The organism is Candidatus Competibacteraceae bacterium (assembly GCA_016699715.1).
Classification (GTDB): domain Bacteria; phylum Pseudomonadota; class Gammaproteobacteria; order Competibacterales; family Competibacteraceae; genus Competibacter.
The window spans coordinates 3,493,259-3,507,816 of sequence record CP065007.1 but is presented as its reverse complement, the minus strand read 5'-3'; the positions used below and the strand labels follow the sequence as shown (position 1 = coordinate 3,507,816).

Sequence of the window (14,558 nt, the reverse complement as noted above, 5' to 3'; positions counted from 1 at the left end):
AATCGCTCAACCCGTTCTCGTGGCGATCAGCCATACCGCATCGTAGGTCAACGGCAGTCCAGCGGCTTCCCGCAGCTGTTCGTAGCGCGCGGTGATGGCCCGCCAGGCGCCACGGCTCAAGGGCGTGGGACGACGCTGTTCGACCTCGCGTGCTCCGACCGCCTTGACCGCCCGAAGCAGGGTCCGCACATCGGGATAATGTCGGCGCACCGGCTGCCGTTGCCAAATCCGCATTTCCCAATCCCCAGCCCGGCAATCCGCCAGCAGGCGCTCGGGCGGTGCAATGGTCAGTACGTGGCTGTATTCATCGATTTCGGCAAAGGCATGGCGCAACTCGGGAAAGTTATCGGTTCCCAAAGTAGCGACCGCCAACACGCCGCCGGCTTTCAATACCCGTCCGGCCTCGGCCAAGCACCCACCTGGATCGTTCCACTGCCAAGCCAGACTGGACCAGTACAGATCAAAACCGCGATCAGCCAGCGGCAGGGATTCGATATCAGCGCAGATTCGCTCCACTCCGGCGCCGTGGGCACGAGTGGCCACCAACATACCGGGTGCAAAATCGATCAACGCCAAGCGGGCGCGTGGCCAGCGCCGCCGCAACCAGAACGCGCCGTAACCGGTACCGCAGCCCGCGTCCAGAATGGCGGCGGGATCCCGTGTTAGACCGGTCTGGTCCCAGCAAAGCGCCAGTCGGTCGCACACCTCCCGCTGGACATCGGCGGCGGCATCGTAGGTCGCCGCCGCCTGGTCGAAGGCTTGCCGGATGCGCTGCTTGGCCGGCAGTGTGACGGGCGGGCTAGTGAGGGTGATCGGCACAGTCATGTAGGGTCGTAATGAGGGTGTCAAGCTGACTGGCATCGTGCGCGGCGGAGAGGGAAACCCGCAAGCGGGCGGTCCCGACCGGCACGGTGGGCGGCCGGATGGCCGGCACCCACAGGCCGCGTTCGAACAAGCGTTCGGACAGCCGCACGGCGGCTTCGTTGTCGCCGACCAGCAGCGGCTGGATCGCTGTCCGGGATGGCAACAGGCACCACCGTGGGTCGGCGAGCCCGGCCCGCAAGCGGGCGATCAGCTGTTGCAGGTGAGCGCGCCGGTCGTCGCCCGCGGCGATCAGTTCCAGACTGGCCAGCAGCACGGCGGCCATGATCGGACTGGCGGCGGTGGTGAAAATATAGGGGCGCGCCCGCTGCGCCAGCCATTCGATCACGCACCGGTCGCCGGCCACGAACGCGCCGGACCCACCGGCCGCCTTGCCGAGTGTCCCCATCAGGATCAAGCGCGGCGAGGGCGGCAACTCGAAATGGGCGAGGCTGCCCCGACCCGCCGGGCCGAGTACCCCGAAGCCGTGCGCGTCGTCGACCACCAACCAGGCATCGAAGCGTTCAGCCAGTTCGAACAGCTCCGGCAACGGCGCCAGATCGCCATCCATGCTGAACACCGCGTCGGTGAGGATCAGTTTGCGCCGGGCTGAACTCCGTCCCAGACGCTGGGCGAGCGCCTCCATGTCACCATGCGGATAACGCAGGTGCTCGGCGCGCGCCAGCAGGGCGGCGTCGATCAGCGAAGCGTGATTCAGCTTGTCGGCGAACACGGCGTCGTCGCGCCCCACCAGCGCTGGCACGATCGCCAGATTGGCCATGTAACCGGTACCGAAATACAGCGCCCGCTCGCGGCCCACGAAGGCCGCCAGTCGTTCTTCCAATTCCTGATGGGGCCGCAGGTGTCCGCTCACCACATGTGAGGCGCCACTGCCCACGCCCCAGCGTTCGGCCGCCTCCCGCGCCGCCGCGACCAGGGTCGGATGGTTGGCCAAACCGAGGTAATCGTTGCTGCAAAACGCGATCAGCCGCTGGCCATCGACCAGTGCCTCCGGACCGCAAGGCGCCTCCAGGGTACGACGACGGCGCAGCAGCCCCTCCGCCCTCAGTTGGGCAAGACCCCCGTCCAGTTCGTCCCAAATCATGCCAGCGTGGCATCCAGCGCCGCCACCGCGCGTTCGGCCAGCAAGACTGCTTCTTCGTCGTCGAGAATGTAGGGCGGCATAAAGTACAGCGTGGTTCCCAGCGGTCGCAGCAGTAGTTCGCGTTGCAGCGCCTCGCGAAAGAAACGCAAGCGAAAATCGGGATCGGCGCTGTCGATATCGACAGCCCAGATCATGCCGCGCTGGCGAAAATGCCGCGCCCGCGGGTGCTGCGCCAGTGGCGCCAGCAGATCGGTGAAACGTTCGGCAAAGCGCCGGTTGCGCGCCAATACCTCGTCCTCGGCGAAAATGTCCAGGGTCGCCAGTGCTGCCCGGCAGGCCAGGGTATTGCCGGTATAGGAGTGGGAATGCAGGAAAGCACGGTTGTAGCTGTCGTCGTAGAAGGCACCGTACAGATCGTCGGTGCCCAGCACCACCGACAACGGCAGGTAACCGCCGGTGATTCCCTTGGACAGACAGAGCAGATCGGGGCGGATGCCGGCCTGTTCGTGGGCGAACAGGGTGCCGGTGCGGCCGAATCCGACCATGATTTCGTCGGCGATCAGGTGAATCCGGTAGCGGTCGCACAGGGCGCGAGCCAGCCGCAGGTACTCGGGGTCGTACATCACCATCCCGCCGGCGCCCTGCACCAGCGGCTCGACGATCAGCGCGGCGACCGATTCATGCCGGGCCGCCAGCATCGCTTCCAGTCCGGCCGCGGCGCGGCGCGCGACATCGGCGGCCGTCTCTCCGACCTCGGCCTGACGGGCATCGGGAGAAGGGACCGCGATGGCATGATGCATCAGCGGCCCATAGGCCTCCTTGTATAAACCGACATCGCTGACCCCCAGCGCGCCCAGCGTCTCGCCATGGTAGCTGCCGGCCAGACAGAGGAATGCCTGCTTGCCGGGCTGAGCATGATTGCGCCAGTAGTGATGCGACATTTTCAGGGCGATCTCCACCGCCGCCGAACCGTCCGAGGCATAGAAACAATGACCCAGCTCGCCGTTGGTCAGGGCCGACAGCCGCTCCGACAGTTCCACCACCGGCGCGTGGGTGAATCCGGCCAGAATCACATGTTCGAGCCGGTCAAGCTGATCCTTCACGGCGGCGCTGATGCGGGGGTTGGCATGGCCGAACAGGTTCACCCACCACGAACCGATGGCATCCAGATAACGCCGACCGTCGAAGTCGTACAGCCACGCACCCGCGCCACGGTTCACCGGTATCAGCGGCAACGCCCCGGTGTCGTGATACTTCATCTGGGTACAGGGATGCCAAACCGCTTTCAGGCTGCGATTCAACCAGTCAGCATTGGTCATGGGCGGTCGTCGTTCAGATGCCGTGCAACCCGAGCTTTTCAAAAAGCGTGTTATCCAGAGGCGTTTGCGGATTGCTGGTGGTCAGCAGGTGGTCACCGTAGAAAATCGAGTTGGCCCCGGCCAGAAAGCACAGCGCCTGTTCGGACTCGTTCATCTGCTCCCGTCCGGCCGACAGGCGCACATAGCTGCGTGGCATGGTGATGCGAGCGGCGGCAATGGTGCGGGCAAACTCGAAAATATCGATCGGATCGCTGTTGGCCAGCGGCGTGCCGGGAATCGGCACCAGGTTGTTGATCGGCACCGATTCCGGCGGTGGGTCGAGACTGGCCAGTTTGGCGATCAAGCCGGCACGATGCTGGCGCGATTCGCCCATGCCGACGATGCCGCCGCTACAGACCTTCAAGCCAGCCTCGCGCACGGTCTGCAAGGTATCCAGCCGATCCTGATAAGTGTGCGTGGTGACGACATCCCCGTAAAACTCCGGGGCGGTATCGAGATTATGGTTGTAGTAGTCCAGCCCGGCTTCCTTCAACTGTTCGGCCTGGCCATCCCTGAGAATGCCCAGGGTCACGCAGGTCTCCAACCCGAGTGCCTTGACGGCGCTGACCATCTCCATGACCGCGGGCAGGTCTTTTTCCTTGGGGCCGCGCCAGGCCGCGCCCATGCAGAATCGGCCGGCGCCCTGTTCCTTAGCTGCTTTGGCCGCTGCCAGCACTTCCTCGGTGGATAACAAGCGTTGCGTCTCCAACCCGGTCTGGTAGCGCTTGGACTGCGAGCAGTAGCCGCAATCCTCCGAGCAGTTACCGGTCTTGATCGACAGCAAGGTCGAACGCTGCACCGCGTTGGGGTCGAAATGCTTGCGCAATGCTTCCTGAGCCTGAAACAGCAGATCGGCGAAAGGCAGTTCGAATAACGCTAAAACCGATTCGACACTCCAGCGCGGCGTGCAGGGAACCGGTGGCCGGGCGTGGGTTACGGCTTGGGAAAGTAGAGCGGTATCATTCATGGATGTGATTCTCAAGGATGGTCTGCGTGAGTCGCTGATAAGGCTTCGGAAACGTGGCGAGGTTGGGTATGTCGAGGGTCGAGGGCCGAGGGTCGAGGCACCGCGGCGGTGCCAGAGCCGCCCGCCGGCCCCCTGAGCGGCCTTAAGATAGCATTCCCCGTCTGGAAAACCATCCCCCAATGCCCCCGGCACGCCGGTTACCATGCCACAACGAACGTGCCGGAGAACACGAGACGCGGGATAGCCCGCCGATCCTTATTCCGAGCCTGGCCAGTAGGTGCTCGAACCCGCAACGTTAGGGGGCCTTGCAAATAGACGGAAAGCCCACCAGGCTTGGAGAGGGCGACCGAGAATGATCATCAACCCACAAACAGCTATCCGTGGGCGATTTTTTTCTCCGTAAACAGGTAATCCTTGAGTTCCTTGTCGAAGGTCGGGTCCCTCCTGCGAATCCATTCCAGCACCATGGCGGCATGTTCCTTTTCCTCATCCCGATTATGAGCGAGGATCGCCTTCAACTCCTCATCTCGGCAAGCATCCACTCTCTGATTGTACCAATCCACCGCTTCCAGTTCTTCCATAAGCGAAATGATCGCGCGATGCATGTCCCGTGTATCATTGGAAAGTTCCGAAATCGGTTCGTGATAACCTTCATGAGCCATTTTATTGCCTCCTGTCATTTGAAAAATGCGGATTTGCACAACTGCACTCTATAAAATTTACAGAGTATCAATGTAGCAAATTTTCTTCCAGTATGCTCGTTACTGGAACAGGTCGCCCAATATGATACCCTTGGGCATAGTCAATTCGATATTTATCGAGCAGAGCGAGCGTTTCCTGATCCTCCACATACTCGGCAACCGTCTTTTTACCGAAGGCATGGGCTATTTCCGCCATGGCTTTAACCAAGATCTGGTCATCCGTGCGCGAGCTAAGCTTTCGAATGAACGAGCCGTCAATCTTGATATAGTCAAATGGTAGTTCCTTTAAATATTGGAATGAAGAAAATCCTGTTCCAAAATCGTCCAGCGCAAAACGGCAGCCGATCTCATTGATCGCCTCCATAAATCGACGAGCCGCCACCAAATCTGCAATTGCAGCCGTTTCAGTCATTTCGAATATAATGCGCTGAGGAGCAAGCCTGGTTTCCTGCAAAAGCTGCTTGAGATAGCTTAATAGATCAGGATTGTTAAACGCATGAGCGGATAGATTTACGGTAAAGATAACTCGCAATCCCTGTCTTTCCGCAAGGAATTGATAATGGATTGCCTTCGATATCACCATGCGATCAATGGAGTGAATCAGCCCTGATTTTTCCGCAACCTCGATAAATTGGCTTGGCCGTATTATCTCTCCGTCGTCGCCCTGCATTCTCAAGAGTATTTCGTAATGAGAGACCGTCCGGTCACGGACCGCCAGGATCGGTTGAGCGTACAGTAGAAAGCGATCGTTGACGAGTGCGTACTCCACTCGTTGCTTCCAGAGCACACGAGTACGCATGAGTCGCTGGCTCTGATCATCATCCGACGGAAGATGCCATCCTCCGCGCCCACTATCCTTGACTCGATACATGGCGAGATCCGCTTGGGCCAGCAATTCTTCGATATTGGTGCCGTGACTCGGAAATAGCGCGATACCGATGCTGGCCGATAATTTGTGTATTTGATCATCGACTTGAAATTCTATTTCACTGATGCTGGCAAGAATTTTTCTAGTCACTTGCACTGCTTCTTCGCTCGTGGACTGTGTGAGGATCACCGCGAATTCATCGCCTCCCAAGCGACCAATCACATCAACTTCGCGCAGGATGCCGAGGAGTAGTTCGCCGAGCCGCTGGAGTAAACGGTCGCCCGCACCATGACCACTGGTATCGTTGATATATTTGAATTGATCCACATCAAGGAACAGCAATGCCCCACTGCGTTGATAGCGCTTGGCCGCCGCGATCACCTCCTTAAGCTCATGCTCGAAGCGGCGCCGGTTGTAAAGACCGGTCAGCGGATCGTGATCCGCCAGCCAAGCTAACCGCAATTCAGCATCTTTTCTGGCGGTGATATCCATTCCCACTGACAAAATTATTGGGTCGTCCTCAATCTGGTTTTTGAGACGAGAATGATGCCAAATAACATTGCGAATGCTGCGATCCCGGCAATACAGATCGCACTCCATCTCGACATGTTCCCGTATGCCAGACACCAGCTCAGTTAACTTTTCCTGGATACTATCAGCGCCCTCATTATACGCTAGAAAAGTAATGAATGGCCGCTCTTGCAACTCCGCAAGCGTATAGCCAGTAATCGCCAAACCATAAGGATTAATCCTCAGGACGTTATTGAGCCGATCCTGGGTCAAGATAATGGTCTGAGCTGTCTCCAGAATATGGTTCACAAAGTTGCGCTGCTGTGTAATCTCGGTCATCCGTTTGGAAAGATCCCGCGTTCGCTCCATCGCTTCGTCGTTCAGCGTTTCGAGTTGAAGCGAAAGAGCGATCGCCGTATCGTTTAAAACGCTCACCTCATCTCTGAAGAACTGTGTCTGCCTTGTTGCCGTAATTGCTTCACGAATCTTGGAAAAGGCACCGTCGGCAAGCCAAGGCAGGTTGGCGGCCGCGCGGCGCAATCGAGACATGGGTGTCCACAGTATCGCCAATAGTAATAGCTCTGAAAGAACTAAACCGATCGTTCCCAAAGTGATATTACGCTGGAGCGCGGCTCGGATTTTTGCCATCGCATCGCTGATATCGGCAACAATCACCAAATATGCATCTGTCCACTCGCCAAAACCAAGCAACGGAAACAGCCGAACTTCGAATTCTCGATTATTTACATTGATATAAACCGATTGTCTAGCACTGTCGGATAGTGTGTGTTTTTGGGTCACAGCACGCAGGATCTTGATGTTAGTATTCATGTTGCTAAGCGCCGCCACTTTGACATTCCATTGTCGGAGCCAACGTTTGTTATCACTGTTTTTAGGGATTGTTCTAGTTTGCCCGATGATCAGACCAAGATCAGTACCGGAGACTTGCTGAAAATCGAGCACGATATCCGCCAGCGACAACCCCAGTACCAACGCGCCACCGACACCCAGGATGGGTGCGACGGCATATTGTAGACAAGTCTCGGAGCAATCAAGCAGGCTAACTGGACTCTCCATGGTCGCGACCTGCCTACTCACTTGGGCGAGGGTCGTCCACGTACTGGACCCCGGTTCCAGGCCATGCATTGCCAGAAAACGACTGCTCGAAGAGATGAGGGCGATACTTTCCATCCCTAGATCCAATTCCAGAATCGCCGCCAGATGCTCAAATGTAGCTATCATCTGCTTCCGGTCTGGATCGACAGAATCAGCATGGATTCTGAGCAAGGAAGCGATTATCGTGCTCCATTGCCGTAATTGTTTGCTCGACTGCTCCAGTAATCCCTGAACCTGATGGACATACTGGTTCTGCGATTCCGTACGGCGTTGTTCAAATTGGTTGCGCAATTCGATATAATTAATGGTTACCAATGCGCCAGTCACCACGACAAGGGCTATACTGCTCAATAGTAGGGCTTTCCATTTGAGACTTAGAAAAAAGCCATGGCGTGTTGGCGGGATCATTAGACCTATTCCCAAATAAATTTCATAACCTATTGAACAGCATAGTTATTTTTAAGGTTACACAAGCCGGCAACCAATAAAATAACCTGATCGGCCATATTATGGAAATGGTTTCGGAATCTATTCGTAAGAATCTGAAAAATTTTTAGGTCGCCAATCAAATGTTCCACTCCGACACGAACGCGACTGATCGCTCGATTTTCTCTCTTTTGCTGAGGAGTTAATGCAGAGCATTGATTGGCTTTCGACCGGCGAGGCTTTTTATGAGGAATATAAATTTTATGGAACGAGGGATAGTGATCTTTGATCCCTTGATAACCCAAATCAACCCAAGCTTCCACGGTGGAGAGACCCGGCTGCTGAGGATCTAATTCCTCTTTCAATAACGCGTAGTCATGCCGGCTACCGGCCACTGTTGGGCCAACAACTGGAATGCCTTTATTGCTGTCCCCGATCACCGTGTTTTTCAGAGTATGGTGGCGTTTCTTGCCACTAAAATAATGTTTTTGTTTACGCGCATGGTGGGGGCGGCAACAAGGCCTTTCTGTCGCATCAATAATAATCTTCTGATGATGATCAATAGGTTGCTTATCAGTATTGGCGGGCTTAAAATGGCGATGCGGTAAGATATGCAAGCGTTTTTCAGCCTGCTTTAAAATAGGCATAAATTTAACAAAATTTTCTTGGGCTTTGGCTGGACTCAGGTCAAACAAGCAACCCAGCACATCAAATGTCGGATAGTTTTTGAGATAAAACAGGATAAAAAAGAGTTTTAAATCGGGTGAGGATAATGCACCTTTCCGACCGCCACCCGGCTTTCTTTGACGTTGCAAGCGGTGTTTTTGGTAACGCTGTTGTTGGGCCAACTGCAAACACTTTGCAAACTCAGGTAGAATAAGGTCAAATTCTTTCTGAGAGAGTCCAGTACAGGCTCTAAATTGTCTTTCATTGCGGACTGTCATCAATTTAAATTTTCGCATGGCGGTTCTCCTAATAATTCTATCCTCATTGAACAAAATGGGGGCTAATTTAAAAAAATCAACTCTAACTTATTGATTAAATAAAATAATTTTTTATAACTAAATCGTAACAAGTTGAAAATATTCAAGATAATTATTTGGGGACTTCTCTATTTTTTACTATACCTTTGATATAGTCTCGCTAATTAATATCCAGACATTATCATCTTACAAGATTGACTCTGGTATTGCTGCATATTGGGTATCAGGAAGCTGAAAAAATGACCGAATCTTTTCGGTTTTTTGCCGTAAGGATTTCAGTGCGGAGTGGAGCCGTTTCTTTAAGTCTGGTTTATTTTTGATCGGTTGCTTACCGAGTTGTCGATGCTTGATTTCGTTCTAGACCTGTTCATCTGGATTGAGTTCTGGCGCGTAGGTTGGCAAAAAAACATCCGGATTTTTTTGCGATTACCTAGTACAAACTCACGCACTTCCGGCAGCGATTCCCGGTCTCTTTCCTAGTCTTTGATTAATAATGGTTTTTTCTCGAAAATTTATCAGTTTTAATAAAAAATATATTTATAAATCAGTTAGATGAGCAAAAAAGACCGGGAATCGCTGCCGGTGACGCGCCCGGCGCCGACCGCGTGTCCAGCGCCGCTGCTCCACCCTCACGATACCAGCGTAACTAGTCGTAAATGCTACTGCGACTGATGCCGATAATCTCGGCAATCAATTCCGGACTCTGATGCTTTTCTTCCACCGCCCGAACCGCAATACGCCGTATATAATTCATGACTTCATCAGGGATTTTTCGTGCGTCGGACAACCACTTTGCGTTCATGATCGTGCCTACCCGCTGAGTCTTCTAGCCAGTGTTATGGATAACATATTAGTTCTACTTTGTCAGATTTATCTATTTGATTTATAATACAAAAGGGCTCTATGAGATCTCCCGTGGAGGCCACAAGATGTAGTGGTAGAGGTTCATGCCCAAAGGCGTGGACCCTCGATATCCAGCCACAACCGGCGGAACAGTTCGGTCGGGTCATCCAAGCCAAAGCACCGGCGCTTGAGCAGCTTCAGTTTGTTATTGAGGCCTTCGACGAAACCACTGTTATGTCCGCCCTCAAAATAGTTAAGAATCCCATCTTGCCAGTGGTGCAAGGTATTGAGGAACCGATCAAAACAGCTCAAACCCGAAGCGGCGACTTGCTTGACCCAGCGTTGAAGTCGGCTCTGGGCGGTGGCTCGATCCGGGCTGTGCTCGAAGATCGCCGTCAGCAGGGTGCGCAGCACGTAGGCGCTGGCCAGGGCCGGGGTTTGCTCGAACCACTCGACTACTTTTCCCTGCTGGCCAAGATTCAGCGACCGCCATTCCCGGCGGAGCCAGGGCCGCAACTCGGCGGTGGGCACCGCCCGCTCGGGGGACCGTCCGGCGTTGAGCCGGCGACATTCGGCCTGACGCAACGCGTCCACCGCCTCCCGGTCGTGGACGGCGACATGAAACCGGTCCACCACGATTTGGGCGTCGGGCAGCGCCGCCGCCACCGCGCCGGCGGTGCCTTCCCACCTATCCATGCAGACCCGCCGCACCGTGGCTTTCAGAGCGTCCGGGAAGGTCTCCAGAAAGGCCTGCACGGTCGCCCGCAACCGGTCGGGCAGCACCGCCAGCACAGGGTTATGCCCCTCGGCGTCCCGCGCCCAGACCACCGCCACGTAGTGGCCATGGCCCTTGAGCAGCGCCACCTCGTCAATACCCAAGGTCTCCAACGCGGCGAACGCGGTCCAGCCCACCGCCGGCGCCAGGCGATGGTCCATGAGGCCTTCCACTGCCTTGACCCCCAGAGCGAGCAGCCGACTCACATCGGCCACCGTGCCGTGGATCAACCGCTTCAAGACGTCCTGCTCGAATGCCGTGGTATGAGGGCGATTGGGGTCGTACCAAACGCAGCGTTGGGTGGTCGTCGGCCCGTCTTCACAGTAGGGACAGCGGTAGCGCTTCGGTCGGATCTCAACAAACACCACGCGCTCGAACACCGGCAGGTGTCGCAACCGAATCGGTCGGTCGAAGCCATGAAACCGGTCGATTTCCCGGCCACAGCAACGACACTGGGTCGTCCGCAAGGTGCTTTCCACCTCGATCAACACCGTACCGTCCTCCAGCATCCGGTTGGCCAATACACGCACATCGGGCAAGTCCAGGGGTACGGCAAGAGTGATCGGCATCGTCAGCAGTCCATCAGCAGGGAGACCCGGTCAGCTTTCCATAACTCGGCTCCCGGTGCCATACCACTACATCTTGTGGCCTCCACGGGAGATCTCATAGAGCCTACTCACGGTTCGCTTAAGCGAAGATCGACTTTTGAGAATTGAAAGTGTCAGGTAATATGGACATCTGGTAGGCGTTCCGCAGCCCCTCACCGATGACGGGGAGCGCGGTGCAGACCGGAACTAACCCATTAAATCGCTTGGGCTCCTCACCTAACGGTCATGTCGTTGGGGAACGTCGCCCCGGACGATGAAAGTCGGTACTTTCATGGCAACCCGCCGCCAGCGGGCCATAACGATCACCGGTCCCCCGAATGCTGGACGAGATCATCCGCCTGATTAAAGTCGAACGCGTCGACGACCTCCCGGTCGTGTTGGCCCAAGTCTACCAGATGCAACTTCCAGCCCTGCTCGATCGATTCTATCCGACCCATGGCCACTGGAAGGGCGACTTGAGTTTGGGCGACGTGGTGGCGGTGTGGCTGACCTTCATCGTCTCGGAGGGCGATCACTGCCTGTCTCATGTCCAGCCTTGGGTGGAGGCGCACCTCGATACCTTGACGGTGTGTTTGGGCAAGCCGGTACGCCCGCTGGATCTGAGCGATGATCGGTTGGCCAACATCTTGGATCGGTTAGCTGACGCCGCGACCTGGGCCGAGTTGGAAACCGCGCTGAACGGGACGGTGCTGCGGGTTTATGAGGTGGGCGGCGACCGGGTACGGCTCGACAGCACCTCGGCCAAAACCTATGCCGGGGTCAGTGAGGGGGGCTGTTTCAGTTCGGGCATAGTCAAGATCATCGGCCGGACTTGCCGCAAGTCAAGATCAGCCTGTCGGTGCTCGACGCTCTGGGCTTGCCGTTGACGACCACCGTGGTGAGTGGGAACGGCGCGGATGACCCCTTGTACGTGCCCGAGCTTCAGCGGGTCCAGGCCACCTTGGGGGCTGGCGGCAAGACCTACATCGGCGACGGCAAAATGGGGGCCCTGGCGACCCGGGCCTGGATCGCCCGGAGTGGCGACTATTATTTGTGCCCCCTGGGGGGTAAGCAAATGCCGGAGGACACCCTGGACGCCCTGCTGGCGCCGGTGTTCGGCGGCGCCCAGCCCCTGGAGCCGGTCTACGAGCCGGACCCGGACCCGGACCCCACCACCCCACCCCGGCTGATCGCCGAGGGTTATACGGTGGTGGTTGACTTGGCGGCTACGGTGGAGGGCCGGCCGGTGACGTGGCGGGAACGGCGGCTGGTGGTGCGGTCGGTGGCCCAGGCGACCCGGCAGGCCCAGGCGCTTGACGCCCGCCTGCAGCGGGCGGTAGCAGACATTCACCGCCTCAACGAGCGCAAACAAGGCAAGAAAATTCTGGAAGCTCCCGCGCTGAGCGCCACCGCCGAGCAGATTCTGGCCGAGCAGCGGGTGGTGGGCCTGATCCATCTCGACCTCGAGACCACCACGCAAGTGATTCCCCAGCGCCGCTATGGCGCGCGTCCGGCCACCTGCCGGGTGCAGCACCAGAGCACGATTCGGGCGCGGATCGACCCGCTGGCCGTCGCGGCGGCCCGGCAGCGGCTGGGCTGGCGGGTCTACGCCACCAACCACGCGACCCTGACGGTCGAGACCGCCGTCCACGCCTATCGGGGGCAGTATCTGATCGAACGGAGTTTTGGCCGTCTCAAGGGCCGGGCGCTGGCGATCACGCCCTTGTTCCTGCAAACCGACGCGCGGGTGGAGGGCTTGATCCGCCTGTTGAGCTTGGCCTTGCGCGTGTTGGTTCTGGTCGAATTCGTGGCGCGCCGGTGCCTGGCCACCACCCCGGAACCGATCGCCGGCCTCTATCCGGGGCAGCCCGACCGGGCTACGGCGTCGCCCACCGCCGAATCGCTGTTGCGCGCCTTTCGGGGCATCAGCTTGAGCGTCGTGGCGATCGCCGGCCAGGTCCGCGCGCTGCTGTCGCCGCTCAGCGCTCTGCAGCACCGCATACTCACACTGCTCGGCTGGTCGGCAGAAATCTACGAGCGACTGATGGCGCATTTTCTAAAACCAGCCCTCGTTTTGAGCGAACCGTGAGGCCTACAAAAGATAATCTAACTTTGGGTAGTGCCCCTTAACCCGAATTATTCATAAAGAAGCATTGTACAGGACAAAATCATCTAACCAAATGAATTTACGTTAAAATTCTGCCGGGTGGCGTATTGGTTAGAGGTAGAAAACAGCGATTTTGAGGGCTCGATCCCAACCGTTTAAAGAGCGACTCCAGTGCCTGATGAAAAGCGTATTGCCGGGCGGATTCTTGGTGATGAAATAAACAACTTCTCAAATAATCTAATCCATAGCGAAAAAGACTTTGGGTGGGACGGCCATGTTTTTTGATCTTGATCGGTTTAATTTCATGGCGCCATTCACCAATGATATGCGCCCAACTAAATGCAATAGCGAGAAAAGCCATCCATTTTTCAAGTCGCTGGGGGTCAGTTATATGGGTGGATTCCAGATCGAATCCCCGAGTTTTTAAGCAAATGAAAAGCGTTTCGATCGGCCAGCGTTCCTTATAATTTTCCAACGCGGTTTCCGGTTGTTCTTGCGTTGCGAGAATAACGAATTCACCGTTGGCCATTTTCAGACCAATCACATAAAGAGAGTGCCCCCACACGGTTCGTTGGCCCGATAAAACCAGAGCGCTGCCACGGGGTAGGCCTCGAAAAAGATTTTCGGCGGAGACGGGGACCCCTCGGGAGTTAGAGATTTGCGTATTCTTTTTGATGCGTATTACGAATTTAATTTGATTTTCAATAAGATAACCAAACCATTGAATCCCAATAAACTCGCGATCCGCAAACAAGCAGGCGATCATTTGCGGGCCGAAAATCGTAAGGAATCGATTCATTAATGCTATTCTTTCTTGGGTATTTGAGTTGCCTTTTTTATCTAAAGCAACCCATAGTATAGGAAAAGCAGATCCGCGATAGACGACTCCTAAAACAAGGTAATTGATATTGACATCACCATATTTCCAATTGGTTCTATCGAGTGTCAATTTGAACTGAAGCACAGGAATGAGACTGGCAATGAACCGGGCGACTTGATTCAGGTCTAGAGAAAATTGACAAAAAAGTCGTTGAAGGCGTTTGTAATGAGAGGCCGGTTGCGCACGCCCAGGAAAGGTGACAGCAATCTTTGCGAGATTGACCGTTCCCATCTGGATGATTCCGATAATTAAATAGACAATGCAAGAGATACGCGCTCGGTTCCAGTGAAAATGATGATGAAGCATTTCTGCAAAGTGCCGGGTATTAAAAAAGGGGAATTCACGGAATTAACCTCGCCTGTTTTAGAATTAATGTTATCAATCAATTAGTTATGATAACAGCAACCTCGCGATCCTACTACCCTCAAAATAGGTAACTCTTCACACCCCTCCCGGTAATGGCTAACTTCC

11 protein-coding genes are annotated in these 14,558 nt (G+C 56.0%); 2 read left to right on the top strand and 9 right to left on the bottom strand.

Annotation, left to right across the window (positions count from 1 at the left end):
• Positions 1–6: 6 nt before the first annotated feature.
• From bioC to IPM89_15825, 8 genes are all read right to left on the bottom strand, one after another.
• Positions 7–825 carry a malonyl-ACP O-methyltransferase BioC gene (bioC, locus tag IPM89_15860; GenBank protein ID QQS55978.1) on the bottom strand — a complete coding sequence of 273 codons (819 nt, stop codon included), beginning with the start codon at positions 823–825 and terminating at the stop codon, positions 7–9.
• Positions 800–1,966 (bottom strand): 8-amino-7-oxononanoate synthase, encoded by a 1,167-nt coding sequence (gene bioF, locus IPM89_15855; protein ID QQS54244.1) that lies wholly within the window; start codon positions 1,964–1,966, stop codon positions 800–802. The genes bioC and bioF overlap by 26 nt, the downstream gene beginning before the upstream one ends.
• A complete protein-coding gene (locus IPM89_15850; protein ID QQS54243.1) occupies positions 1,963–3,285 on the bottom strand; it encodes an adenosylmethionine--8-amino-7-oxononanoate transaminase in 1,323 nt (440 codons plus the stop codon). Before IPM89_15850 ends, bioF begins: the two co-directional genes overlap by 4 nt.
• 13 nt (positions 3,286–3,298) lie before the next feature.
• Positions 3,299–4,291 (bottom strand): biotin synthase BioB, encoded by a 993-nt coding sequence (bioB, locus tag IPM89_15845; GenBank protein QQS54242.1) that lies wholly within the window; start codon positions 4,289–4,291, stop codon positions 3,299–3,301.
• 374 nt (positions 4,292–4,665) lie between these two features.
• The gene (locus tag IPM89_15840) at positions 4,666–4,953 is read right to left on the bottom strand and encodes a ferritin (GenBank protein QQS54241.1); all 288 of its coding nucleotides are present in this window, start codon (positions 4,951–4,953) and stop codon (positions 4,666–4,668) included.
• Positions 4,954–5,020: 67 nt separating this feature from the next.
• Positions 5,021–7,894, bottom strand: coding sequence for an EAL domain-containing protein (locus IPM89_15835; GenBank protein ID QQS54240.1), 2,874 nt, complete (start codon positions 7,892–7,894; stop codon positions 5,021–5,023).
• A 29-nt stretch (positions 7,895–7,923) separates the two neighbouring features.
• Positions 7,924–8,874, bottom strand: coding sequence for a transposase (locus IPM89_15830; protein QQS54239.1), 951 nt, complete (start codon positions 8,872–8,874; stop codon positions 7,924–7,926).
• A gap of 966 nt (positions 8,875–9,840) precedes the next feature.
• Positions 9,841–11,082, bottom strand: a complete 1,242-nt coding sequence (locus tag IPM89_15825; GenBank protein QQS54238.1) for an ISL3 family transposase — start codon at positions 11,080–11,082, stop codon at positions 9,841–9,843.
• A 356-nt stretch (positions 11,083–11,438) separates the two neighbouring features.
• Here IPM89_15825 and IPM89_15820 point away from each other — a divergent pair, with 356 nt between their 5' ends.
• The gene (locus tag IPM89_15820; protein ID QQS54237.1) at positions 11,439–11,987 is read left to right on the top strand and encodes a DUF4277 domain-containing protein; all 549 of its coding nucleotides are present in this window, start codon (positions 11,439–11,441) and stop codon (positions 11,985–11,987) included.
• The gene (locus tag IPM89_15815; GenBank protein QQS54236.1) at positions 11,933–13,189 is read left to right on the top strand and encodes a transposase; all 1,257 of its coding nucleotides are present in this window, start codon (positions 11,933–11,935) and stop codon (positions 13,187–13,189) included. Before IPM89_15820 ends, IPM89_15815 begins: the two co-directional genes overlap by 55 nt.
• A gap of 97 nt (positions 13,190–13,286) precedes the next feature.
• Here IPM89_15815 and IPM89_15810 read toward each other — a convergent pair whose 3' ends face one another.
• Positions 13,287–14,393, bottom strand: a complete 1,107-nt coding sequence (locus IPM89_15810; protein ID QQS54235.1) for an IS4 family transposase — start codon at positions 14,391–14,393, stop codon at positions 13,287–13,289.
• Positions 14,394–14,558 lie beyond the last annotated feature (165 nt).